At 64.2% G+C, this 23,252-nt stretch carries 21 protein-coding genes; 7 read left to right on the forward strand and 14 right to left on the reverse strand.

The genetic code is table 11. The features are described 5' to 3' along the window. Positions 1-123: 123 nt before the first annotated feature. Positions 124-1,509: an MFS transporter gene (locus GH737_RS00115; protein WP_155262831.1), complete on the reverse strand. Its 1,386-nt coding sequence runs from the start codon at positions 1,507-1,509 to the stop codon at positions 124-126. A 118-nt stretch (positions 1,510-1,627) separates the two neighbouring features. Here GH737_RS00115 and GH737_RS00120 point away from each other — a divergent pair, with 118 nt between their 5' ends. Then, positions 1,628-1,984: a carboxymuconolactone decarboxylase family protein gene (locus GH737_RS00120; protein WP_155262832.1), complete on the forward strand. Its 357-nt coding sequence runs from the start codon at positions 1,628-1,630 to the stop codon at positions 1,982-1,984. Positions 1,985-2,169: 185 nt separating this feature from the next. Here GH737_RS00120 and moaA read toward each other — a convergent pair whose 3' ends face one another. Next, entirely contained in the window at positions 2,170-3,147 is a 978-nt protein-coding gene (moaA, locus tag GH737_RS00125) for a GTP 3',8-cyclase MoaA (RefSeq protein WP_155262854.1), read from the reverse strand. 123 nt (positions 3,148-3,270) lie between these two features. On the opposite strand from moaA, the gene hemN reads away from it, so the two are divergent. Next, positions 3,271-4,584 (forward strand): oxygen-independent coproporphyrinogen III oxidase, encoded by a 1,314-nt coding sequence (gene hemN, locus GH737_RS00130; RefSeq protein ID WP_155262833.1) that lies wholly within the window; start codon positions 3,271-3,273, stop codon positions 4,582-4,584. A 1-nt stretch (position 4,585) separates the two neighbouring features. Here hemN and GH737_RS00135 read toward each other — a convergent pair whose 3' ends face one another. Beyond that, on the reverse strand, positions 4,586-6,796 hold the full coding sequence (locus GH737_RS00135; RefSeq protein WP_155262834.1) for an adenosylcobalamin-dependent ribonucleoside-diphosphate reductase: 2,211 nt from the start codon (positions 6,794-6,796) through the stop codon (positions 4,586-4,588). A gap of 116 nt (positions 6,797-6,912) precedes the next feature. Between GH737_RS00135 and GH737_RS00140 the strand changes: the two genes are divergently transcribed. Next, positions 6,913-8,010, forward strand: a complete 1,098-nt coding sequence (locus GH737_RS00140) for a tellurite resistance/C4-dicarboxylate transporter family protein (RefSeq protein ID WP_155262835.1) — start codon at positions 6,913-6,915, stop codon at positions 8,008-8,010. 133 nt (positions 8,011-8,143) lie between these two features. Here GH737_RS00140 and GH737_RS00145 read toward each other — a convergent pair whose 3' ends face one another. From GH737_RS00145 to GH737_RS00170, 6 genes are all read right to left on the reverse strand, one after another. Beyond that, positions 8,144-8,521 carry a rhodanese-like domain-containing protein gene (locus tag GH737_RS00145; protein WP_155262836.1) on the reverse strand — a complete coding sequence of 126 codons (378 nt, stop codon included), beginning with the start codon at positions 8,519-8,521 and terminating at the stop codon, positions 8,144-8,146. Between the two features lie 116 nt (positions 8,522-8,637). After that, positions 8,638-9,891 carry an MgtC/SapB family protein gene (locus GH737_RS00150; RefSeq protein ID WP_338061756.1) on the reverse strand — a complete coding sequence of 418 codons (1,254 nt, stop codon included), beginning with the start codon at positions 9,889-9,891 and terminating at the stop codon, positions 8,638-8,640. A 118-nt stretch (positions 9,892-10,009) separates the two neighbouring features. Then, on the reverse strand, positions 10,010-10,402 hold the full coding sequence (locus tag GH737_RS16040; protein ID WP_155262838.1) for a DUF2147 domain-containing protein: 393 nt from the start codon (positions 10,400-10,402) through the stop codon (positions 10,010-10,012). Beyond that, positions 10,399-11,349 carry a L,D-transpeptidase gene (locus GH737_RS00160; protein ID WP_230558540.1) on the reverse strand — a complete coding sequence of 317 codons (951 nt, stop codon included), beginning with the start codon at positions 11,347-11,349 and terminating at the stop codon, positions 10,399-10,401. Before GH737_RS00160 ends, GH737_RS16040 begins: the two co-directional genes overlap by 4 nt. Positions 11,350-11,448: 99 nt before the next feature. After that, the gene (locus GH737_RS00165) at positions 11,449-12,462 is read right to left on the reverse strand and encodes a 2-hydroxyacid dehydrogenase (RefSeq protein WP_155262839.1); all 1,014 of its coding nucleotides are present in this window, start codon (positions 12,460-12,462) and stop codon (positions 11,449-11,451) included. Positions 12,463-12,473: 11 nt separating this feature from the next. Next, positions 12,474-13,358, reverse strand: coding sequence for a universal stress protein (locus tag GH737_RS00170; protein ID WP_155262840.1), 885 nt, complete (start codon positions 13,356-13,358; stop codon positions 12,474-12,476). Between the two features lie 139 nt (positions 13,359-13,497). On the opposite strand from GH737_RS00170, the gene GH737_RS00175 reads away from it, so the two are divergent. Further along, complete coding sequence (locus GH737_RS00175; protein WP_155262841.1) at positions 13,498-14,007, forward strand: pyridoxamine 5'-phosphate oxidase family protein; 510 nt, start codon at positions 13,498-13,500, stop codon at positions 14,005-14,007. 178 nt (positions 14,008-14,185) lie between these two features. Beyond that, the gene (locus GH737_RS00180; RefSeq protein ID WP_155262842.1) at positions 14,186-15,058 is read left to right on the forward strand and encodes a sulfotransferase domain-containing protein; all 873 of its coding nucleotides are present in this window, start codon (positions 14,186-14,188) and stop codon (positions 15,056-15,058) included. On the opposite strand, the gene GH737_RS00185 is transcribed toward GH737_RS00180, so the two are convergent. Continuing rightward, entirely contained in the window at positions 15,044-15,934 is an 891-nt protein-coding gene (locus GH737_RS00185) for a glycosyltransferase family 2 protein (RefSeq protein ID WP_196232888.1), read from the reverse strand. The two genes, GH737_RS00180 and GH737_RS00185, sit on opposite strands and share 15 nt — an antisense overlap. Next, positions 15,931-17,865, reverse strand: a complete 1,935-nt coding sequence (asnB, locus tag GH737_RS00190) for an asparagine synthase (glutamine-hydrolyzing) (protein WP_155262844.1) — start codon at positions 17,863-17,865, stop codon at positions 15,931-15,933. The genes GH737_RS00185 and asnB overlap by 4 nt, the downstream gene beginning before the upstream one ends. Positions 17,866-17,904: 39 nt before the next feature. Between asnB and GH737_RS00195 the strand changes: the two genes are divergently transcribed. Continuing rightward, on the forward strand, positions 17,905-18,963 hold the full coding sequence (locus GH737_RS00195) for an ELM1/GtrOC1 family putative glycosyltransferase (RefSeq protein ID WP_196232889.1): 1,059 nt from the start codon (positions 17,905-17,907) through the stop codon (positions 18,961-18,963). Here the strand turns inward: GH737_RS00195 and GH737_RS00200 are convergent. Genes GH737_RS00200 through GH737_RS00210 form a run of 3 tightly spaced genes read right to left on the reverse strand, consistent with a single transcriptional unit; the run spans position 18,902 to position 22,225 of the window. After that, positions 18,902-19,801, reverse strand: a complete 900-nt coding sequence (locus tag GH737_RS00200; protein ID WP_155262846.1) for a glycosyltransferase family protein — start codon at positions 19,799-19,801, stop codon at positions 18,902-18,904. The genes GH737_RS00195 and GH737_RS00200 overlap by 62 nt on opposite strands. A gap of 43 nt (positions 19,802-19,844) precedes the next feature. Next, positions 19,845-21,359 (reverse strand): MFS transporter, encoded by a 1,515-nt coding sequence (locus GH737_RS00205; RefSeq protein ID WP_155262847.1) that lies wholly within the window; start codon positions 21,357-21,359, stop codon positions 19,845-19,847. Beyond that, positions 21,356-22,225, reverse strand: coding sequence for a helix-turn-helix transcriptional regulator (locus GH737_RS00210; protein ID WP_155262848.1), 870 nt, complete (start codon positions 22,223-22,225; stop codon positions 21,356-21,358). The genes GH737_RS00205 and GH737_RS00210 overlap by 4 nt, the downstream gene beginning before the upstream one ends. A gap of 139 nt (positions 22,226-22,364) precedes the next feature. On the opposite strand from GH737_RS00210, the gene GH737_RS00215 reads away from it, so the two are divergent. Then, a complete protein-coding gene (locus GH737_RS00215) occupies positions 22,365-23,252 on the forward strand; it encodes a phytanoyl-CoA dioxygenase family protein (RefSeq protein ID WP_196232890.1) in 888 nt (295 codons plus the stop codon).

The raw sequence follows: 23,252 nt of genomic DNA on the forward strand, positions 1-23,252 counted from the left end.
GTGCCGCGCCGCCGTCGAACAAGTCGGTCGTGTCGGCCATCGATTCAGATCATGGTTCGCAATGCAGATGCGGTGGCCGCGGGAGAATACGGAATATCCCTGATGCTCGCCGTGGCGGCGGCGCTATTCGGCTGCCACCACGCCAGCGTAGAGGTGCGGTCGGATCGCCTGCGTTGCGATACCTGCGGGCGCATGAGCTGGCGGCGGGCCCGCTCCCAACCCTTCCATTTCCGGCAGCTGAGGCAGGTTACGAAGCTGCGGGACCCTGCGCCGCTCCATGCGCCGGACGGCGAGGTGCATCCACAGCATCGCCCCGGAAACAAGGAGAAAGAGCAGCATGAAGCAGCTGGTCCACACCCCGGTCAGGTCGGCCATAGCGCCGAAGGCGATCGGAAGAGCAAAGCCGCCCAGTCCGCCGATCATTCCGACCAGACCTCCGACTGAACCGACGTTGTCGGGGTAATAAACGGGAATGTGCTTGTAGACCGCGGCCATTCCGAAGCTCATGAACAGGCCGAGGACGAAGGTCAGCACGGCGAACGGAGCGACGCCCATCGCAAGGGTGAACTCGATCGGACCATCGATTCCCTGAACGACGTAGCGTGTGGTCGGATAGCTCAGCAGGAACGTCGTGATCATCGACACGCCGAAAGTCGCGTACATGATATTGCGCGCGCCGAACTTGTCCGAAAGCCAGCCCCCGACAGCCCGGAACACGCTTCCCGGCAGTGAATAAGCGGTGGCCAGGAAGCCGGCGGTCGCGACCGACAGCCCGTATGCGCCGATGTAATAGCGGGGCAGCCACAGCGCGAGCGCGACGAAGGCGCCGAACACGAAGGCATAATAGATCGCGAAGCGCCACACCTGCAGCTTCTTCAACGACTCCAGCTGAGTGGCGAGCGGGATCCTCGCCGCACCGCGCCGTTGGCTCGCAGCGATCGGATCGTCCCTGGTGAACAGGTAGAATGCGATTGCGACCGCGGCGAGCGCGACCGCCCATATTCGCGCGACCGTCACCCAGCCGAGCGCCACCATCACGAACGACGAGAAGTTCGTGATCGCCGAGCCGAACGTGCCCATCCCGAAGATTCCGAGCGCCGTTCCGGTCCGCTCCTTCGGAAACCAGCGCGCGACATAAGCGACGCCCGCGGCGAAGCTGCCCCCCGCCAAACCCATGACGAGAGCGGCGGCAAGGAACTGCGGATAGGTGTGCGCGTACGACAGGCCGAATGCGGCCGCGGCGGCGATGGCCATAATTAGCGACATGACGATCCGACCGCCGAACCGGTCGGCGAGGATTCCGATGAAAAGGCGCGAGATCGACCCCGTGAGGATCGGCGTTCCGACGAGAAGCCCGAACTCCGTATCGGAGAGTCCCAGATCCTTCTGAATTTTGATTCCGATGATCGAAAAGATCGTCCAGACGGCGAAGCAAGCAGTGAAAGCGACGGTGCTCGCGGCGAGTGCCCAGCGGCGCTGCCCTTCCGAAACGCCGGGATGCTCAACCATAGAATTCTCCATCTTTGATGCGCCGGATGAATCTTGCCGGCCGCAAATATGGTGGAGCGGTCAGATCGTTGATTTCGCGCGCCGTTACGATCAGGAATTATACGGAGGAGAGAAGCGAATGAGCGACCCCCGCGACATCAGCGACGCGCCGCAAGTCGAATTGCCCGGCACTGCAGGACAGGTAGCCAGGGACAATCCGGATCTCTGGCGCACATTCCAGGCGCTCGGCGAGCAAACAGGGAAGGCGGGCCCGCTCAACGAGCGCGAGCAGCGACTCGTCAATCTCGCGCTCGCGATCGGGGCGGACAGCGAGGGCGCCACTCATTCCCACTCGCGCCGCGGCGTCGCCGAAGGCCTCTCCGCTGAGGAGCTGGAGCATGTGGCATTCCTGGCGATCACCACGCTGGGCTGGCCGCGGGCAATCCGCGGCCTCACGTGGATACGGGATGTGGCGCGGCGAGGTGCGAAGAGCTGAAATCCAGCTGCACCGTCCATAAAAGCCCCGGCCGAGCAAGATGGGGTGGCCGGGGCTTGATACGGGGGGTCGGGCGAGAATTCGTCCGACCTCGGTTGCAGTACCGAAAGGGGAGCGCTCGGCACTGAGGCATTGCTAGACGCATTCGAGGGCGCTGCGATGATCCAGATCAGATCGATCGCGGCCTAACCGCCAGTTACCGACATATGCCTTGCGACCGCCGGTTTCGGTTCCTGAATTCTGAACTGGTGCCCCTTGGGCTTTCCCGCGAGCAGCTGGCCGAGCGCGCGATCGACTGCCACAGCCCCGCCGCCGCGAAGTAAATCACGCAGCTCCACCTTTTGTTCGTGACCAAGGCAACCATAAACCGTGCCGGTCGCCGCAACGCGGATGCGGTTGCACCCGTCGCAGAAATTGTGCGTTAGCGGCGTGATCAGGCCGAGCCGAACGCCGAGCCCCTCGACCTCGAAATAGCGCGCCGGCCCGCCGGTGCGGGCAATGGACGGAACGAGCTCGAAGTCGCGTGTCAGCCGCTCGCGGACCTCGCTCAGCGGCAGGTAATGCTCGGTCCGGTCCTCTTCGACCTCACCCAAAGGCATGGTCTCTATCAGCGTCAGGTCGAAACCTCGCGAACCGCACCAGCGCAGCATCGGCGCGAACTCGTCATCGTTGAGGCCCCTGAGCGCGACCATATTGATCTTGATCTTGATCCCCGACTCGTCCGCGGCATCAATGCCGTCGAGAACCTGAATCAGGTCGCCTCGCCTCGTGATGTGCCGGAAGCGGTCAGGATCGCGGCTGTCGAGGCTGACGTTGATCCGCCGAATACCCGCATCGAATAGCGGCTGCGCGTGATGCGCCAACTGCGTCCCGTTGGTGGTCATGGTGAGCTCGTCGAGGCCGCCGCCGATTCGTGCCCCAAGCGCAGAAACGAGCTGGTCGACGCCCTTGCGAACGAGCGGCTCGCCGCCGGTGAGCCGGATTCTTTTGACTCCGCGCGCAATGAAAATATCGGCGAGCTCGACAATCTCCTCGAGGTTGAGCACATCGCTCTTCGGGAGGAAGGTCATACGCTCGGCCATGCAATAGCGGCAGCGGAGGTCGCAGCGGTCGGTGACCGACATGCGGACGTAAGTAATCCGCCGGCCAAAGCTGTCGATCATCGGATTGGAGGGATTCACGCTCGTTTCCACGCCTCTTCTTGCCTGGCGCTCTAGTCGCGCGGCGCCTTCAGACGGTGATTTAGATCAACGAGAGGCCGCCTTCCATTCCGTAGCTTTACGGAGATGATCCCTCCCGACACATTCGCCCGGTACGCCGCGATGCGCGTACCTCGCTATACGAGCTATCCCACCGCCCCCAACTTCTCCGCTGCCATCGATGGAACCGAATACCGGCGCTGGCTTCGGTCGCTTAACGGCGGTTCCACCGTCTCCGTTTACGTCCACATCCCTTTCTGCCGCGAGATGTGCTGGTATTGCGGGTGCCATACCACGGTCACGCGCCGGCAGCCGCCGGTGAGCCGCTACGTGGACTCTCTCGTCCGAGAAATCCGGCTCGTGTCCTCGGAGCTACGCTCGCAGCTGAAGATCGGGCATCTGCACTGGGGCGGCGGCTCACCGACCCTGCTTACACCTCGCGACGTCGGAAAGATCAGAGCGGCGCTGGCCGATGCCTTCCAGTTCGACCCCCTAGCGGAAAATGCCGTCGAGGTGGATCCGAGGACCCTGACAGAACCGCTCGCTCAGGCCTTCGGCCATGCCGGCGTGAATCGCGCCAGCCTCGGCGTTCAGAGCTTCGATGGAATCGTCCAGGCCGCCATCAACCGCATCCAAAGCTTTTCGACGACCGCTGCAGCGGTCGACATCCTCAGAAGCCAAGGCGTGCCGGGGATCAATTTCGACCTGATTTACGGATTGCCGTTCCAGACGGTTGAATCCTGCCTCGACACCGTTGAGCAGGCGCTCAAGCTCCAACCGGATCGGTTTTCGGTGTTCGGCTACGCGCACGTTCCATCGTTCAAGCCTCACCAGCGCAAGATCGACGAGGCCGCTTTGCCCGACAACTCCGCGCGGCAGGCGCAGGCCACAGCGATTGCGCAAGCGTTGGTCGCCGCGGGCTACCGGCAGATCGGCCTCGACCACTTCGCGCTTCCCGGCGACAGTTTGGCGATCGCCGCCGGGCGCGGGCGGCTGCACCGCAATTTCCAGGGTTACACCACGGACCGCTGTCCGGACCTCATTGCATTCGGCGCCTCGGCGATCGGCCGGCTGCCGCAGGGGTTCGTGCAGAATGCGGCGAAAATCCCGGATTACGAGCGGCGCATCGGCGACGGACGGCTGGCCACGGTGCGGGGCTGCCCGATTAACGACGAGGATAGCCGCCGAGCAGCGATCATCGAACAACTGATGTGCAACTTCCGCGCGCATCTCGGCACCGTCGACGTGGCTGTCGACCACCTGCAGGCCGACGGTCTGATCCGCCGCTCGGGAAGCTGGATCGAGGTGACGGACGAGGGCCGTCCGCTGGTACGCGCGGTCGCGGCGGCTTTCGACACCTATTTGCCCTCGTCCAGCGCCGCGCACGTCGCGGCCGTCTAGCTCAGCCGCACTTCGAATAGCCGCACTCGAGGCAGTTGTTGCAGCCCTCAACCTTGACCAGCGCCGACGCCCCGCACTGCGGGCATTGCGGCATCGGCTTGGCGGAAGTCTCCCTTTCGAACGCCTCCGCCTCGACGGGCCTGTCGCCAACCCCGCTCAGATGCCGCTCGACGATGTCGCCGATCGCCGCGAGCAGCGACGGGACGTAGCGGCCTTGCATCCACGCGCCGCCGCGCGGGTCGAATACCGCCTTCAACTCCTCGGCTACGAACGCCACATCGGAGCTTCGCCGGAACACCGCGGAAACCATCCGGGTCAGCCCGAGAGTCCAGGCATAATGTTCCATGTTCTTGGAGTTGATGAACATCTCGAACGGGCGGCGCTGTCCGTCCTCCTCGATATCGTTGATGGTCACGTAAACCGCGTGCGGGCTCTCCGGCCATTTCAGCTTGTAGGTGGTGCCGTGAAGCTGCTCCGCTCTTGGCTCGAGCACCTCTTCCATTTTCTTAGGCTTGGTCTCACCGACGCTCAGCACCGATCCCGTCACCGCGTTGGGGCGATAGGTCGTCAGGCCCTTGCAGCCGAGATGGTAGCCTTCGATGTATACGTCGGCGAAGTCTTCGAAGCTGATGTCCTCGGGGCAGTTGACGGTTTTCGAGATCGAGCTGTCGATCAGCGCCTGCGCCGCCGCCTGCATCGTCAAATGATCGGACGGCGACAGCGTCTGGGTGCTGACGAACAAATGCGGTGGTGGCACTGCATCGCCCTTGACCTGTCGCCAGACGCGCATTGCGTAGTCCTCGACCTTCTCCTCGCGCTTGGTGCCGTCCGGCTGCCGGATCTTACGGCTGTAGGAATATGCGAACACCGGCTCGATGCCCGACGAGACATTGCCGGCAAGCAGCGACGTCGTTCCGGTCGGAGCGATCGACGTGAGGCAGCCGTTGCGCAGGCCGTGCTCGGCGATGAGCGCGCGCGTCTCTTCGTCCAGCGACAAAAGGTTTGGCCGCTTGAGCATGGAGGCGTGGTAAAGCGGGAACGGCCCCTTTTCGGCCGCGAGCAGGGCGGAGGCACGATAGGCCTCGCGCTTGATCGTGGCGAGCCATTGCCGCGTCAGCGTAACCGCTTCGCCGCTACCGTAAGCGACTCCGCAGAACAGAAGCGCGTCGGCTAGCCCCGTGATCCCGAGGCCAAGCCGCCGCTTAGCTTTCGCTTCCGCCTCCTGCTCCGGCAAGGGATAGCGCGAGATGTCGATGACGTTATCGAGCATCCGCACCGCAGTGCGCGCGAGTTCGCCGAGCTGATCTTCGTCGAGGAAGGCGCTGTCTTCGAATGGCCGCTCGACAAGGGCCGCGAGATTGATCGAGCCGAGCAGGCAGGCGCCGTACGGAGGAAGCATCTGCTCACCGCAGGGATTGCTGGCGCTGATCGTCTCGCAATGCGCGAGGTTGTTCTGCGCGTTTACCCGGTCGACGAAGATCACGCCGGGCTCGGCGACGTCGTAAGTCGCGCGCATCAGCTTCTCCCAAAGCTCGCGGGCGCGCACGATGCGGGCGGTTTCGCCGCCGAACACCAATGGCCAGTCGGAATCGCTTCCGAGCGCCGACATGAATGCATCGGTCACCAGCACCGACAGGTTGAAGTTGCGGAAGCGTGCGGGGTCGCGCTTGGCTTCAATGAAGGCCTCGATGTCTGGATGGTCTATCCGCAGGCACCCCATCATCGCGCCGCGCCGCTGGCCAGCCGAGTGGACGGTTCGGCACATCGAATCCCAGCAGTCCATGAATGTAAGCGGGCCGGACGCGTCGGCGGCAACGCCCTTGACCGGGCTTCCGCTCGGCCGGATCGTCGAGAAGTCCATTCCGACACCCCCGCCCTGCTGCATGGTCAAGGCCGCCTGCTTCAGGTGCTCGAAAATCCCGTCGAGGCTGTCCGGGATGGTTCCCATGACGAAGCAGTTGAACAGGGTGACCGCCCGGTCCGTGCCCGCGCCGGCGAGCACTCGGCCGGCCGGGATGAACCGGAAGTCCTGGATGGCCTCGCGAAAGCTCTGTTCCCATTTGCCTCGGATTTCCAGAGCTTCGGCGGCAGCGACGGCTCTCGCCACTCGCTCGGCGGTCGCGGCGAAGCTGTCATCGCCCGAGCCTTCGTCGGTCTTGAATCGGTATTTCGCGATCCAGATTTCTTCGGCCAGCGCCACGTCAAAACTCATGATTGCCTCCACCACATATTGTGGGTTGTGGAGTATCCAATCACAAGATGTTCTCGATTGATCCAGATCATCGACGGAAAAAGATTGCGGCGCGAGCGTGCGCTCCGTTGTCGATCATGCGCACCATCACGGCAGGAGTTCCGCCTGCCCGACCCTACTTGCTCGCGGCGATCGGTGCAGGCGCGGAAACGCTATTCCCGGGCTACTTCGCGCTCGTCATGGCGACTTCAGCGGTGTCCATCGCCAGCTTCCTGCTCGGACATTTGCTGGTCGCGCATGCGTTGGTCTATCTCAACTGGCTGTTCTACCTTTCGCTTTGGGCGCTGACGCTGGTGCGGCTCGTCCGCTTTCCGCGAAAAGTCGTCGACGATTTGTTCGATCACCAGCGGGCGCCGGGATTCTTCACTTTGGTCGCAGCGACCTGCATGCTTGCGACGCAGACGACCCTCGTTGCCGGCGGCCATGCGATCGGGACCTACCTTTGGTGGTTCGGTCTCTGCCTGTGGTTCGTGATCATGTATGCCTTCTTCACCGCGGTCACGATCCGGCTGCACAAACCGACCCTGGCCGCCGGAATCAATGGCGCCTGGCTGATCGCCGCGGTCGCGACGCAATCGATCGTCGTATCGCGCGGCGCCCTCGACGGGCTGAGCGCACCCAGCCCGCCAATCCAGTTCCTGTGCATCGCGATGTTTATGATCGGGTGCATGCTCTACCTCGCGATCATCCCGCTCATTTTCTACCGGCTGACGTTCGTGCGGCTCGAGTTGCGCGATTTTTCGCCGCCCTACTGGATCAACATGGGGGCGGTCGCGATCACCACTCTCGCGGGAGCGACGCTGATCCTGCGAATCGGCCACTGGCCGGTGCTGGCCCCGATCGCCCCGTTCCTTCCGGGTTTTACCGTGTTCTTCTGGGCAGCATCGACTTGGTGGATTCCCTTGCTGATCGCGTTAATGGCCTGGCGCTATGTCATCCGCCGGGACGTGCCCAGCTACGAGCCGGCGTTGTGGGGAATGGTGTTCCCGCTGGGCATGTACACCACGGCAACGTTCCAGCTGTCGCGAGCTCTCGGCCTCGATTTCCTGGCCGGGGTCTCGCGAGGCTTCATCGTCTTCGCCCTTGCGGCTTGGCTCGCCGTCTTTCTCGGGTTGCTGCGGCACTTGTGGAAGTGCGCACAGCCGTTGCGCGCCGGGCGCTTGGCGCTCCGCTGAAGCCCTTCGGCTTTACGGATGTAGCCGGGATGGCGAACTCCGTAGTCAGAGGCATGGCCTGAAAATGCCAGCAGTCTTGGTTGTTTCGTCGAGTAAATAATTCCGGGGGGCGAGGCCCTCCGGGCGACGGTTTCTACTGCAATTCGCTTGGAAAGCCTGATTGAGCGGCGTCCTTGAAGCTTCCAAGGTTATAGACCTCAGCGTAGCCCATGTCCCTCAGGGTCTTGCCGGCAAGAGCCGATCGACCACCCGAGGCGCAATAGAGCACGACCGGCCGGTCCTTGCGGAACTCTGGGTCATGATAGCTGCAGTTCGGATCTGCACGAAACTCGAGCATTCCGCGCGACACGTTGACGGCACCTTTGAGTTTGCCCTGCTGCGCAAGCTCGGGAGCATCCCTAACATCGAGCAGGAGGGCATCCCTGCCGCTTATCAGCTCGTGCGCTTCCTCGGCAGTAACCTTCGGGACTTCGTCGTTCGCACTTGAGAGCATCTCTTGCAGTGAAGGCATTCTTGTCCTCCTCTCTCTCCTTCGCTTCGCCTGGTGCTCCTGGGTGACCGCGGGGGCCGCTTCAGCGCGCAGGCGTCGATCTTCACCAACCAATGGCGGGGCCGCGTCTCCAACCCTCAGATAAGTCCGGAATGCAAGAGTAGGCCCGCGACGACCGAAATGGCGAGCACTGCCGTGCTTGTTCCAAGGCCGACCATAGTCCAGCCGCTGGCCTTCCGAGCATAGATCCCGGCGACCAACATTTTGAGCAGCATGTTAGCGATGATGGTGCCGGCGATGGCAAGTGCCGCGAGATTTCGTTCAATCGCGTGGACGGGCAGCCCCGAGAGCGTGACGATCGCAGCGTCGACATCGAAGGTTCCAGTCACGAACAACGAGGTGGCGATGCCCGATTGACCGAAGCCTTGTTGTGCCCATCGCGTTGCAAGTGCGCCTGCAGCAACGATGGCAGCGAAGCCGAACGCCGGAAGCAACTCGATCGGGTTTCGGGTGAGACGCACGTTTGCGCCCGCCTGACTGGGTGCGCGAAACCAGCCGATTACCGCCACGGCGAGGCCGAAAAGGGCGGCAGGTCCAATCACTGCAAGAAATGAGAGCAGTGTCGACGGCGAGAGGATCGCCACTAGCAGGATCACACGCAGATACATGACCGCCGACGCGATAAGGATTCCGGCCGAAAGCGGTCCCTCCTCACCAGCACCGAGGCGCTGGGCGAAGGAAGCAGTGACGGCGGTTGAGGAATACGCACCGCCGATGAGCGCAATCGCAAGGATGCCGCGCCGCTCGCCGATGGTGCGGTTCGCGATATATCCCAGGAATGAGAAGCTCGTAACGAGCACAATCACTAACCAGAGCTGGAACGGGTTCCAGGCATCGAGCGGGCCGACGGCTCGGTTCGGCAGGAATGGGAGAACGGCGGCGGCGATCACTGCGTATCGAGCGAATGCCTGCACATCCGTGGTGTTGAGGCGCGATACGAACTTGTGAGACTCGGTTCGCGTCGCCAGGATCAATGTCACTACCGCGGATGCAGCCACGCCAAGTGCCGCTTGCCCGGTTCCGACCAAAACGCCCAAAGACAGGGCGAGAAGCGCCGCAACGGCGCTGGTCACGTCCTTCCTCGCTCGATCACGGACGAAGCCGATGATCAGCAATGCCGACAGGGCGGCAACGATAGCAGCTGTAACAAGCGGATGGACGACCTTACCGAGAATGCCCGCGAGCGCTCCGGCAATGCCCAACAGTGTGAATGTGCGGACACCCGCGACTCGACTTCCACTCTTCTCGCGACGCAGCCGCCAGCCGCGTTCAATGCCGATCATCAGGCCAACCGCGAGGCCGGCGCCAAGCTCCAAAGCTGGCGATGTCAAATGGGCATCCCCTCGAGCGTCGGGATATCAGTCTAGGGCCGCGCGCACGAGAGGCGCGGCAGCACCGGCGCCCGTGGCGTCGGCCACGAACCCGCGGCAGACGCAGCCGTCAGCGCCTCTACCCTGCCGATCGCCGTGTCCACGTTTGGCTCCTGCATACGAGTCCTCCCAGCTCACAACCCTTGACCCGCAATTCGTTTGCGCCGCGGAGCTCAATCGCCACCCTCACCATCCGATTTTGGTCGGGGAGAAACAGCCTGCCGCGCCATCGCCGCTCGGATGCCGGCACGAAACCCGACATCACGACCGTCCCGTTGAGCTCGGCTGTGCCTCCGCGAGCTGCGTCGCTCTGCGCCTTGGGCGTGCTCCATATCACTGTGCCGCACAGGCCGGTCGGGCAATCGGCGATGCGGATGATCGCCGTCGCTCCCTTGTTAACCCACTCCCCGTGAATGTCGGCGGCAGTTGCGGCGCCTGTTTGGGAAAGCATCAGCAACATTGCAGCGATCATTGCTGCGGCCCTTCCAGGACGGTCACCGGCTTGACGCCGTTCGCGGCCACTGAATCGGAAGTCACGATGATCGTAGTGCCCGGCTCGATGATTCCGGCGACGGCGCGCCGGAAGTCGTCGGATGCGTGGAAGCGCGACCACTCGCTCTTCGCAATTTCATCACCGTCGCTTGGCTTTGCCGATAGCGCCATGCGGACCCAGTGCTGCCCCGCTGCATCGATATTCTTCAGTGCGTATGCCCATGTTCCCGTGACTGGCCCATCCACGCTCACCGGCGCCGACCCGATGACCAATCCGTTCCTGATGACGATCGCGCGCCGGTCAGCGGTGCTAACGAGGATCGAAACCGGTCCGTCCGGGGCTTTTTCCGGTTTCCAGACGAAGCCGCTGTCGAGGCCCGTCGTCTCCGCGCCTTGCGACAAAATGCCAGGTGTTGGAGCTACTCGCGGCAGGCTCTGCTCATGGGTAATCACAACCGTCATGCCGATCTTCGTCTCACCATAGAGCAGCTTGGCAAACTCGGCCGGCAAACGAATGCAGCCGTGCGAGGCCGGATAGCCGGGAAGATTGCCCGCGTGCAGCGCGACGCCCCGCCAGGTGAGCCTCTGCATGTAAGGCATCGGCGCATTGTCGTAGAGCGACGAGTAATGCTCCACATGCTTCTGGAGAATTGTGAAAACGCCGGTCGGCGTGGCGTGCCCGGGACGGCCGGTCGAGACAGTCGATGCGGCGATTGGAACGCCGTTACGGAAAAGAACTGCGCGCTGGGTTCCGACATTGACGATGAGCAGCATTGGGCCGCGGGGGGCCACTTCGGGAGCCCACACATACTGGCCGGCTTTCAACTGGGTGACCGCCTGCACGACGGAGCCGGATTCGAGATCGACCTCTTGCGCCGCGCACGGGGCAGCCGCGGCGAGCAGCATTGCGGAGAAGAGCATCTTCATCGTGTCGCGGTTCCCATCACGAGCCCGATCGGAAGACTAAGCTGCCTGTGAGTGCGGCTCGTTACGCAATGCCCCGTAGGTATTTTTCAGGAACTTGCCCTATTGCACATCCGCCGCGGCGGGCTCCTGCACCCTGACTTCATGCACTGGCCGGCCCGTGCGCTCGAATGCATCGATGTTCTCGATGGTCGTTGCCGCGATCTCCTGCAGCGCTTCGACCGTGAGAAAGCCTTGATGTCCGGTGATCAGCACATTGGAAAGGTGAAGCAGCCGCAAAAACTGTTCGTCCGCAATCGGCTCGCCGGAACGATCCTCGAAGAACAGATTGCCCTCGCCTTCATAGACATCGATCGCGAGGCCGCCCAAGCGCCAAGCTTCAAGGGCTTCGACGACCGCCCGAGTGTCGATGACCGCCCCGCGACTGGTGTTGATGAGCAATGCTCCGGGCTTCATCCGCGCGAGCTCGCGGCGGCCAATCAGATGCCGCGTGCTGTCATCGAGCGGACAATGAAGGGTCACAATGTCCGACCGCTCCAGCAGTTCGTCGAGCTCGACGTAAGCGAGAATGCCGCGGCAATCCTCCCGCCGCACCGGATCACTCCCCAGGACGGTGCAACCAAAACCGCGGGCGATCCCCGCGGCGACCGATCCAATGTTGCCGACGCCGACGATCCCGAAGGTCTTACGCGCAAGATCGAAGCCGATCAGTCCATCGAGCGAAAAGTTGCCCTGCCGGATGCGCTGGTAGGCGATGTGGACCTTGCGATTGAGGCTGAGCAGCAGCGCGAACGCATGCTCGGCCACCGCATTGGGCGAATAGGCGGGAACCCGCGCAATGGTGATGCCGTGGCCTCGAGCAGCCTTCAGGTCGACATTGTCGAAGCCTGCGCTGCGCAGCGCTATCAGTTCCACGCCCATGTGCGCGAACGCCATCATCGTCGTCGCGCTCGCCTGGTCGTTGGCGAACAGGCATAGAGCCGACGAGCCTTTCGCGAGCGCGGCGGTCGCGATCGTCAGGCGACAGTCCAGGTATCGCAGCTCGTGCCGACCGCGGTTCGCGGCGTCGAGGAACTGCCGATCGTGTGGCTTGCTGCTGAAAACCGCGACCTTCACCGCTGCATCCCCTACCGCGTGAGGAAAAGCGGCACAGTGCACCTCTTGAGCAATGACCGGGTTACTCCTCCAAACAGGAACTCGCCCGCCCGGCTGTGACTGTAGCCGCCCATCACGATGTAACTCGCGCCATCGATCGCAGCCTGGTCGAGGATCTCCTGCTCCACTGTTTCCATGATGCGCGGTCGCTCCGACAATTCCGCATGAACTCCGTGCCGCGACAGATATTCGAGGCCAGCTGTTGACGGGAATTGCCGCTCCTTCGCCTCCTCGACGGCGACCAGCCGCACTTGCGAGGCGACTTTCAGCAGCGGGATCGCGGCGCGCAATGCGTTCGCGGCTTCGTGGCTGCCGTCCCAGGCGACGATTGCAGGCCCGAACGGATCGATCGCTGAAGCGTCGTCGCCGACGACAAGAAGCGGCGTCCCGAGGCTTTGCAGCAAGTTGCCGAGGAATGCGATCGAGGGTCCTCCGAACTCCCGCTCATGCGGCTGCCGGCCGGTGACAACCATGTCGGCGAGTGCGGCTCGGTGAATGAGGTTCCGCATCAATTCGCCGGTCACATCTTCGTAACCCCAGCTGACGTCCTCGTTCGCGAGCTGCTGTTGCAGTTTCTCGCGCAGCTTCGCGGATTCGTCCTCCAGTACGGCCATGATCTGCGGGCTGACAAAAACGCTGAACGCGTCAGTGACCGTATATGCTTCGATGGGCGTGACATGCAGGAGATGGAGATGCGCCCCGAACGCCCTGGCGATCGACAGCGCAACTTCGATCCGGTTCCCCAGGCCGTCGTCATTATGAACATGGAAGAGGATCGTCTTGATCCCCGGCGGAGTCATTGCCGATTTCAGGATCGGCTTTGACGACTGCTCCATCACCGATTGGGCGCTTTGCATGTTCGTTCTCCTGCCATTGCTGGACCTTCGCCAGCGCGAATGCGATAATCGGCCATTCCGAGGGCCTGCGAGAATCAGGAGATTCACCTAAGGTCGCTGGAGGGAGCGGCTGGTATTTCGGGCGGAGCAGGAGATTCGGATGGAACAGAAAGCCATCGATATTCTCGGGCAGCACCGCCTGATGGCGCTCGCGACCGTCCGGCCGGACGGATGGCCTCAGGCGACGATGGTCAGCTATGCGAATGATGGGCTGCTCCTCTACTTCGTGATCTCACGCGGCAGTCAGAAGTTCGCCAATATCGAGAATGACGATCGCGTTTCGATCGTCATCGGCCAGGACTTCCATGACCCCTCGACAATAACCGCGCTGTCGATTGCGGCGCACGCTTCCGAAATCAGGGACGCCGCGCAGCGCAAGGAGGCAATCCGCATGCTTCTCGAACGGCATCCGGGCCTGCGGAAGCTGGAGCGGCCGAAACCATCACATTCAGTTGTCATGCGCGCATATCCGGCGATCGTGACGATTCTCGATTATTCAAAAGGGTTTGGCCACGCTGACGTTCTCACAGTTTCGCCTGGCGGCGTCGCAATGACGCCCGCCCGCGATGACGACTGGGGGTTCGGTTCGGAGCTCAAGCCGATATCCTGACTCAAACGGTTCCGAGCACCGGTCCACAAGAACGGCGGCATGGACTTCGAGCGGCCCGAACTGCGCTCGGTACAATTAGCAGCGATGCGCTGCGATGTTCGAAGATATGACTCTTAATCGGCAGGTCCCAGGTTCGAGCCCTAATGCGTCCACCATTTCCTTCGGCTAGTCGGGCCGAGTGCGCGGCCAGTCTTTCAGCAATGTAGCGAAGCGCGCGGCGGCGCAGTTGCTTCGGCTTGTGCCCGGGTCGGCGGCGCTGCGGATCAAGCGCGATCTGCGGGACGGCGCCTGGCTCGCGGAGGCCGAGGCGGTCGTGGTTTCCTATCCCAAATCGGGCCGCACGTTCGTGCGGGCGATGCTCGCGCGGCTTTTCCAGCGGCGGTTCGGGCTCGACGAGCGCGGGCTGCTCGAATTTCCCTTGCTGAGGCGGGCGCCGGCCGCGGTGCCTCGGGTGCTGTTCACCCATGCCGGCGACGCGATGCGGCGCGCGGACGAAATCGACCTAGATCCGTCGCATTATGCCGGCAAGAAGGTCGTGCTGATCGCGCGCCATCCGGGCGACATCGCGGTGTCGCGCTACCACCATCTGAAGCACCGCAGCCGCGACAAGGCGCGGCAGCGGCTCGCGCGGCAGCCGCTCGACGGCTTCGTCTGGGCGGCGGAAGGCGGCATTCCCTCGATCGTCGCCTTCCTCAACCGGTTCGCTGCGCTGCCGGCTGTCACCGTGATCCGCTACGAAGATTTCCTCGCGCAGCCCGAACGCTCGCTTCGGATGCTTACCGATGCGCTTGGCCTTCGAGTGGACACCGAGGACATTGCCGACGCGGTCGACTTCGCGCGCTTGCCGAACCTCAGGGAACGCGAGCGCGAGGGCTATTTCACCTCGCCGCGGCTGCGCCGCGCCCACAGGGGGGACGAGCAGTCGGGCAAGGTGCGCAGAGGCACCAGCGGCGGCTATCGCGCGCAGCTCGACCCGGAGACGGCGGCGCGAATCGACGAATTCATCCGCGAGAAGCTCGATCCGCGGCTGGGCTATTCAACCGGGGGGTAGCGCCGGCCTCGGCCGCAACGCTTCCCAGCCGAGACGCCGGGCTTCGCGCCCACCGAATGCCTCCGCAAGGTTGCGGACATCTCTGGCGATGCCGGCCACATCGCCGCGCTTCAGACGCCGCCAGACGGACAGCCGCAGCGCGTACGCGAGGCCCGGCCGATACGCCCGGTTGCGAAGATATTCGGGGTGACGACGGACCAGCTCGATATTGGCCGGAATCATGTCGTCCTGCGCAGAGATCGACCCGGCATCCCAATATTTGACCCACAGCACTTCATCCGTGGAGGCGCAGTTCGCCATCTCCGACACGCGGATCAGGAAGTCGAAGTCCTGGAGGCGCCGCAGAGTCTCGTCGAACAACCCGGCTTCGAGCGCGATCTCGCGCCTTACCGTGATCGCCGGGGTCGCTTTCCACAGCCGACGGGTGAACAGTGCCGAGCGGAATAGCTCGCGCTCGTCAATGACCGGGTTGCGGCGCACGACCTCAGCCTTGCGCGAACCGGGCGGCTGCACCTTGACGAAGCTATCGACGAGCAGGTCGAGCTTCGGCCGCCGTTCGAACTCGGCCGCGACCCGGGCAAGCTTGCTGGGCAAATAGCGATCGTCGCTGTCGAGGAAGGCGATCAGCGGCGCGCGGGCAGCCCGGATGCCCTCGTTGCGGGCGGCATTTCCGCCGCGATTGCGGTCGAGGTGGACGACGTGAATCCGTTCGTCGACGAACGACTCCGCGACCTCAGCGCTGCCATCTGTCGAGCCATCATCTACGACGATCAGCTCGAATTCCCGCAACTCCTGGTCGATCGCGCTGCGGATTGCGCGCGGCAGCACGTCGGCGCGATTGTGCACCGGCAGGATGACCGAGACTGCGGGAGTCACGGCGCGACTGCGGCTACCGGCGGCTCGACGAGCGACGGTGCGCGCTGCTGGTGCCACCAGCAGCCGAACATCGCGATCGCGTAGAGGATCCGGCCATGGTCGGCCGCGCCCCGGCGATGCTCTTCGAACAGCTGTTCGACGCCGCGCGCGTCGAGGAAGCCGAGTTCGTCCACGCCCGACGACTGCCACGCCTCGCGCGCGAAATCGCTGAACCCGCCCATGAACCAATCGGCGAAAGGAAGCTGGAATCCGATCTTCGGCTGCGCCAAAGCGCCTCGCGGCAGCCACGGCTCGACTGCGCGGCGGAGCACATGTTTGCCGGTGCTGCCCTTCAGCTTGAGGCCCGCGGGGATGGTCAGCGCCCATTCCACCAGCCGGTGCGACAGGAACGGCACGCGTGCCTCGAGCGAATGCGCCATGCTCGACCGGTCGAGCCGCTGGCACAGCGACGCCGGAAGATGGACCGTGAGGTCGCCGAGCATGAACTCCTCGAGGTCGGAAAGCGGGGGCCGTTGCGCCGGCGGAAAGGTGTCACGCGCGCGCTGCCCGAAGCTGTCGCGCGGCTCATGCCGGTCGAAGAAGTCGCGGTTGTAAATCCGCTTGCGGATATCGGGCGTGGTAATGAAGACGGCCGCAAAGAAACGCTCGTAGCCGTCGCCGAGCCGCGCGCCCTCGACGAACTGGCGCGCGAGCTGGCGGCCGTAGTTCCACTTGCGCCACGGCAGCTCGGGCAAGGCGTCGACCAGGGCCCCTGCCCCCACGGCTTCGACAAGCGGCTTCCAGCGGGCCATCCGCTGCGCCCAGCGCTGGCGGTTGTAGCCGAGGAACACCTCGTCCCCGCCCTCGCCGCACAGCACGACCTTCACATGCTCGGCCGCGGTGCGCGACAAATACCACAGCGGCACCGCGGAGGTGGCGGCGGTGGGCTCGTCGAAGGCTGCCTGAACGGCGGGAAGCACGTCCGCCGCGGTCTGCGGCTTCATCGGCAGCACGACGTGCTCGATGCCGAGATGCTGCGCGATGCGCGCGGCCGCGGCGGTTTCGTCGCGCGGGGATCCGGGAAAGCCGACGGTGAACGCCTTGAACGGTGTGGAGGAGGTCCTCGCCATCGCCGCGGCGATCGCCGAGGAATCGATGCCGCCCGAAAGGAAGGCGCCGACCGGCACGTCGGACAGCATGTGCTTGCCGACGCTGTCGAGCAGCCGCCTGCGCGTCTCCTCGATCCAGTCGCTTTCGGAGACGCCGGTCCCGACCTCAATTCGGGGCTGCCAGAAACGCGTGGTTTCCGCCCACCCTTTCAGGCCCATCCGGAGCAGATGTCCCGGGTCGAGGGGGCGCACCTGCCTGAAAATGGTCCGCGGCGGGAGGGTGTGGCCGAAGCAGAAGAAGTCGTCGACGCCCTCCGGATCGACGTCGAAGCGATGATCTGAAAGGTCCCGGAGCGCGGAGATTTCCGAGGCGAAGGCGAGGCCGCCGTTCTGCTCGGTCACGAAGAGCGGCTTGATGCCGATTGGATCGCGCGCGAGCGTCAGGCTCTTGTCGAGCTTGTCCCAGATGGCGACCGCGTACATGCCCTCGAGCCGGATCCACGCCTCGTCGCCCCAGCGGAGCCACGCGGCCAGGATCGTTTCGGTATCACTATGATCGGTCTGGAAGGCGTAGGCGCCCTCTAGCTGGCGGCGAAGCTCGGGGTGATTGAAAATCTCACCGTTGAAGACGATCGCGTACCGCCCGTCGGGGCTGAAGATCGGCTGCCGGCCGCCTGCGACGTCGATGATGCTGAGGCGGCGCATCCCGAACCCGAAGTCGCCGTCGGTAAAATACCCGGCATCGTCAGGACCGCGGTGGCGCAAGCGGTCGCAGGCGGCGACGAGCGCGCGCTTCGGCACCGGCTTGCCGCCGCGCCTGTACCATCCGGCAATTCCGCACATTGGTCTTTCCTGGCCTGGACCCTAATGGCTACGGTGGGCATGAACGACAAGACAGAGCGAAAGATGCGCGTGTGGGCGCTGCTGGGGCCGCACCGCGGCGACAACAACCAGGTGCTCGCGCTCGCCGAGGCGCTCGGCCTGCCGTTCGAGGAGAAGTGGCTTCGCTTCAACCAGCTGAGGCGGCTGCAGCCGGCGTTGCTCGGTGCGACGCTCAGGAGTGTCGCGGCAGGTTCGCGAGCGCAACTCGAGGGCGAGCCGCCGGACCTGACGATCTCGACCGGGCATCGCAGCGTTCCCGTGATGCGCGCGCTGCGGAAACGCTCCGGCGGCAAGATGCGCGCGGTGCATCTCGGATATCCGCGGATTTCGCCGAGATATTTCGACCTTGTCGTGCCAACACCCGAATATCCGGTGCCGGACGCGCCCAATGTCGTTCGCATCCCGTTCGCACTCAGTCCTCTCACGAAGACGCCTGTGGAGCCTGATGAACTCACCGCGCTGACCGCCCTGCCCCGCCCTCGCCGGCTGTTCGTCCTCGGCGGACCGACGCTCTACTGGGAACTGCCGCAGGCGCAGATGCTCGGCGCGCTTCGCCGGCTGCTCGAAATCGCTGAGCGCGGCGGCGGCTCCGTGCTCGCCATCGGAAGCCCGCGGACGCCGCAGCGCTTGCTGAACGCCGTCGCCGAAATGCTGGGGCGAGCGAGCGTGCCGGCATTCATCGCGCCGCGCGAGGGGCCGCCCTCCTATCGGGCGATGATCGAGGCGGCGGACCAGATCCACGTCACCGCCGACAGCGTCGCGATGGTCGCCGACGCGGTAAACACTCGGAAGCCGGTGGGCATCGTTCCGATCGCGAAGAGCCGGCTCGGGTGCATCGCCATGGCGGCTGCCGACCGCGTTCGCCCGGGCAAGCGACTTCATCCGCGCGACCTGCGCTTCTTCTGGGCCTCGCTCGAAGAACACGGGTTCGGCGGCTCCGTCGACGTGCCGCTGGCGAGCGAGCCGCCCGATTTCACCGCCGAGATCGTCGCGCGAGTCAGGCGGCTTTTGGAGCTTCCGCCCGAGCCGGCCAGAGCTGCCCGCGATAGCGATCGATGAGCGCTTCCGAATCCCTCCGGATGTGCCCAAGCCGGACTTCCTTCCGAACCTGATCCGTGGTCACCGCACCCGCATCCACCGCATCCGCCAACAGCGCGTAGAAATAGGCTTCCTGATTGCGGTCGGGGTGGCGCGTGTAATTGGGTGCGAGCTTTCGGACGATCGGCAGCGCGAAGTTGAGCAGGCCGCGCTCGCGGAACGTGAAATCGATCGGGAGCCCGGTTTTCCACGGCTGAGTCCGGCGCTTCGTATTGTGGAGCAGCTTCGTTGCGGGCGTCAGGGTGTCGAAGTGATTCCACTCGGGCTCGAGCAGCCCGATCGCGTCGAGATTTTCGCGCTGGAGGTTGATCCAGTCGAGATAGTCGACCTCGTGCGCCCACAGCGCCTCCAGGTCGGCGGCAAAGCGCCAATGCTCGAGCCCCGAATTGTCGAGCAGCATGACCGAGGTCGCGAGCGGGTCGGTGATCTTGTGGTAGCCGGGCCGCGGCCTGCACCAGATCGCCTTGCCCTCGAGGTCGCGGCCGAACAGCTCGGCGACGTCACCGACCGCGAACACGTCCGGGTCGGTGACAAGCGCCAGCCCCTCGTAGCCGAGCAGTCCGGGAATTGCGAAGCGCACCGGCGTGAACGACTGAAGGTCATCCGGGTCCCATTCGCGCACGTGCCCGCCGCGGAGCAGCGTATGCCCGCGCTCCTGAAGCTCGGGGAAGTCGCTGGCATTGACGATCCGGACGTCGAACGCATCCGGGGTGCGGCTGTTGCGGCGGAAGCTGTGCGCCGAAACCAGCGCGCCCAGCATCTGCTTGTCGTTGGTGTGGATGACGACGGTCGGCTTCATGGCAGCCCTTATCTAGGGTCGGAACCGAGCGGCGCAAAGGCGGTCAGTGCGCGCCCTCCATGCTCTGGACGCGAACCATGGCGAGTGCGGCAGCGATCATCACGAGCGCCGCGGCGAGCATGGTCCAGATCGGCTCGTCGGGGAAAAAGGCCTTCATGATCGATCCCATGATGGTCGCGACCAGCAGCTGCGGCACGACTATGAAGATGTTGAAGAGCCCCATGTAGATGCCGAGCTTGCGCTGCGGCAGGCTGCTGGCGAGGATCGCGTAAGGCATGGCGAGGATCGACGCCCAGGCGATGCCGATCCCGATCTCGGAGACGACAAGCATCTGCGGATCCCTGATCACCAGGAAGCTCGCATAGCCGGCCGCGCCGCACAGCAGGCACAAGATGTGAGTCCGCGCCTTGCCGATCGAGCGGGCGAGCCAGGGCAGCAGCGCGAGCGCGGCGATCGCGGCGACGCCGTTGTAGACGGCGAAAAGGACTCCGACCCAATTGCCGGCGTCCTGATATCCGGCGCTTGCCGGATCGGGAGACAAATAGAAGTTGCGCGCAACCACGGGCGTCGTGTTGATCCACATGATGAACAGTGCGGACCAGCTGAAGAACTGGGCGACTGCGAGCCGTTTCATGATGTCGGGCATGCCCGAGAAATCGCCGACGATGTTCGCGAGCATGTTCGAGGCGCGGCCCTGCCGGGCGAGCACGATGCCCGCGGCGTTCGCGACCCCGTAGGCGATCAGCAGGCCGCCGAGCAGGTAGACTTCCTTCTCGAGCCGCCATCCGGTCACCGCGAAGACGATGCAGATGCCGAGCGCAATCCACAGCACGCTGGTGCCGAAGCTGCGGTTGGCAAGCGCCTGAATGGTTTGCTGTTCGGACGCTGGCGCGCCGTCACTGAACGAAGACATTTCCTCGGGCGAATATTCGCGGGTGCTGACGACCGTCCAAAGGACCGCGAGGAACAGCGCCGCGCCGCCAAACCAGAAACTGTAACGGACCGTGTCGGGAATGCCGCCGATGCCTCCCGTGTTCGACGCGCCCAGTCGATCGAGAACCCACGGGAAGATCGAACCGACGACCGCGCCCGCGCCGATGAAGGCCGTCTGCACCGCATAGCCGGCCGTATGCTGATCCTTGCGCAGCATGTCGCCGACGAACGCCCGGAACGGCTCCATCGAGATGTTGAGGCTGGCGTCGAGCATCCACAGCAGGATCGCGGCCATGAACAGTGTCGAGGACAGCGGCATCAGGACGAGCGAAAGGGCCGCAAGGATCGCGCCGGCGAGGAAATAGGGCCGTCGTCGTCCGAAGCGGCCGAGCCAGGTGCGGTCGGACATGTGGCCGATGATCGGCTGGACGAGCAGCCCGGTGAGCGGCGCCGCGATCCACAATGCCGGCAGGTCGTCGAGGCTCGATCCCAGCGACTGGAAAATGCGGCTCATGTTGGCGGTCTGGAGTGCGAAGCCGACCTGGATGCCGAGGAAGCCGAAGGAGATATTCCACAAGGCGCCGGCCGACTTGCGCGGCTTCTCGATGGCTTCAGGCCGGTTCATTCGATTCCCCTCCCCTGGCCCGCGCGGGCACGAGCGCTCGCCCGATAGGCTCTCGGCGTCATACCGAAGCGCTCGCGGAAACGCGCGGTGAAATGTGCAGGGCTGGAGAAGCCCACGTTGAATGCAATCTCGGAAATCTCCGCTCCGCTTCCGACCAACCTGCGCGCCGCGAGGTGAAGCCGGTGGATGCGCGAATAGTCGCTGAACGTCATGCCGAAGAGCTGACGAAAGCGCCGCGAAAAGTAAGTCGGGGAGAGGCGGCAAAGGGTCGCTGCCGATTCCAGACTGAGCGGCTCGGAAGGCATGGTGCGCAAGCGCTCCAGAGCCGGCAGCAAGCGTTCCGAGCGCGCTGGCGCATCCGAACATGCGACAGGCACACTCGGCTCTGCTTCGGCGACGGCCAGCAGCAGAAGTTCGATGATCCGCTCCACTGCCGTGTTGGAAGTTTCCGAACTCACGGCATCGACGAGCCATTCGCCCAGCATCGCGATACGGCCGCGGCTTCGACGATCCGGCACGGCGCAGAACGGCCGCGCGAGCGCCGACAGGTCGGCGGACAAGCCGAGGCTCTCGACGATGTAGGGATCGATCTGGACGAGCAGCCAATCCATCGCGCCGCGTTCCAGCGCGTAATCGTGATGGCGCATGGACGGAACGAAGACGATCGACCGGTCGTGGAGCCGGTGGCGGTATCCGTCCGCCGCGAATTCGCCGCGCACCCGACCGAACAGGACCAGCTCCGCGACGTCGTGGAAGTGCATGAAGCTGCCGATCCGGGACGCGTCGGGAGCCACTGTCACGCGCTCCGCGATCACGGAAGCGCCGACCGGAAGCTCAACCGGTTCGCAGATTGGACGCAGCACCATCCAGCAAGACCGTTATAGTTTCCGCTACAGGAGGCAAGTGCGCCCGAAGGGCAATCACCACAACTTCAGGATAGTTTATGACAATTCCGCAACAGTTGGCGGGACTGACGCAGCGCAGGCTCGGCTCTATGCTGTCGGGATGGCGACGTTGCTCCGGACTGCTCCGCTCGCGGGCGAGCTCGAAGATTGCGGGTTCATCCGCCTGCCTGGCGTGTTCGACGCGAAGTTCATGGATTCGCTCCTGCTCCGCGCACATGCGACGCTGTTTCGCGAGAGCGGTGACGCGCGCGATGCCGTGAAATCGAACGGCTCGCTGATCCACCTGGCCGACAATCCCGAATATGCGGACGTGATCGCGTCTCCAGCTTTGCTCGAGCGGCTTCGCTTGTGCGGCGCGACCGACCCCCGGTTCACAGGGGGATTCCTGATCTCCAAGCCGGGCGGCGGCCCGCCGCTGTTCTGGCACCAGGATTGGTGGGGCTGGGACGACGACAGCGCGTACCAGCCGCGCGGGCATCAATGGTTCGCGATGATCTACCTTACCGACACGAGCATCGAAAACGGGTGCCTGAGACTAATCCCTGGAAGCCACCGCAGGGACCATCCGCTGCACCACCTCGACACGGCCCATTCCGAAGGGATGCAGGCGTTCAAAGACCCGTCGAACCCGGCTTATGCCGATCATCCGGACCAGGTAGCGGTGCCGGTTCGCGCCGGCGACGTCCTCATCGGCGATGCGCGCCTCATCCACGGAGCGTTCGCGAACCGTACCGGCGAAGAGCGGCCCCTGCTGACCTTGTGGTTCATGCCGCATTGGAGTTCCATGCCTCCAGAAATGCGAGCGCTTGCCTACAAGGGTTTCATGCGCGGCGACGATATTCCGGCGAGCGCGGCGCATCCACGCACATTCCTCGACTGGCCCGAGCCATTGAAGCAGCGGATCGCGCAGCTGCTCCCGCCGGACGATGGCGGAGTTCCGCCATTGCGCTGGAACCGCATTCCCGACTTCGCGCGGCTGCAAGCGTGA

Origin of the sequence: Sphingomonas segetis (assembly GCF_009720245.1) — a bacterium.
Taxonomy (GTDB): domain Bacteria; phylum Pseudomonadota; class Alphaproteobacteria; order Sphingomonadales; family Sphingomonadaceae; genus Sphingomicrobium; species Sphingomicrobium segetis.

Coding starts and splice junctions, on each gene's coding strand:
- GH737_RS00175 (WP_155262841.1), top strand. CDS start 13,498: ATGGAACAGAAAGCCATCGATATTCTCGGGCAGCACCGCCTGATGGCG.
- GH737_RS00195 (WP_196232889.1), top strand. CDS start 17,905: ATGAACGACAAGACAGAGCGAAAGATGCGCGTGTGGGCGCTGCTGGGG.
- moaA (WP_155262854.1), bottom strand. CDS start 3,147: ATGATCGACAGCTTTGGCCGGCGGATTACTTACGTCCGCATGTCGGTC.
- GH737_RS00135 (WP_155262834.1), bottom strand. CDS start 6,796: ATGAGTTTTGACGTGGCGCTGGCCGAAGAAATCTGGATCGCGAAATAC.
- GH737_RS00205 (WP_155262847.1), bottom strand. CDS start 21,359: ATGAACCGGCCTGAAGCCATCGAGAAGCCGCGCAAGTCGGCCGGCGCC.
- GH737_RS00140 (WP_155262835.1), top strand. CDS start 6,913: ATGCGCACCATCACGGCAGGAGTTCCGCCTGCCCGACCCTACTTGCTC.
- hemN (WP_155262833.1), top strand. CDS start 3,271: ATGATCCCTCCCGACACATTCGCCCGGTACGCCGCGATGCGCGTACCT.
- GH737_RS16040 (WP_155262838.1), bottom strand. CDS start 10,402: ATGATCGCTGCAATGTTGCTGATGCTTTCCCAAACAGGCGCCGCAACT.
- GH737_RS00120 (WP_155262832.1), top strand. CDS start 1,628: ATGAGCGACCCCCGCGACATCAGCGACGCGCCGCAAGTCGAATTGCCC.
- GH737_RS00115 (WP_155262831.1), bottom strand. CDS start 1,509: ATGGTTGAGCATCCCGGCGTTTCGGAAGGGCAGCGCCGCTGGGCACTC.
- GH737_RS00145 (WP_155262836.1), bottom strand. CDS start 8,521: ATGCCTTCACTGCAAGAGATGCTCTCAAGTGCGAACGACGAAGTCCCG.
- GH737_RS00200 (WP_155262846.1), bottom strand. CDS start 19,801: ATGAAGCCGACCGTCGTCATCCACACCAACGACAAGCAGATGCTGGGC.
- GH737_RS00160 (WP_230558540.1), bottom strand. CDS start 11,349: ATGAAGATGCTCTTCTCCGCAATGCTGCTCGCCGCGGCTGCCCCGTGC.
- asnB (WP_155262844.1), bottom strand. CDS start 17,865: ATGTGCGGAATTGCCGGATGGTACAGGCGCGGCGGCAAGCCGGTGCCG.
- GH737_RS00215 (WP_196232890.1), top strand. CDS start 22,365: ATGGCGACGTTGCTCCGGACTGCTCCGCTCGCGGGCGAGCTCGAAGAT.
- GH737_RS00210 (WP_155262848.1), bottom strand. CDS start 22,225: ATGGTGCTGCGTCCAATCTGCGAACCGGTTGAGCTTCCGGTCGGCGCT.
- GH737_RS00170 (WP_155262840.1), bottom strand. CDS start 13,358: ATGCAAAGCGCCCAATCGGTGATGGAGCAGTCGTCAAAGCCGATCCTG.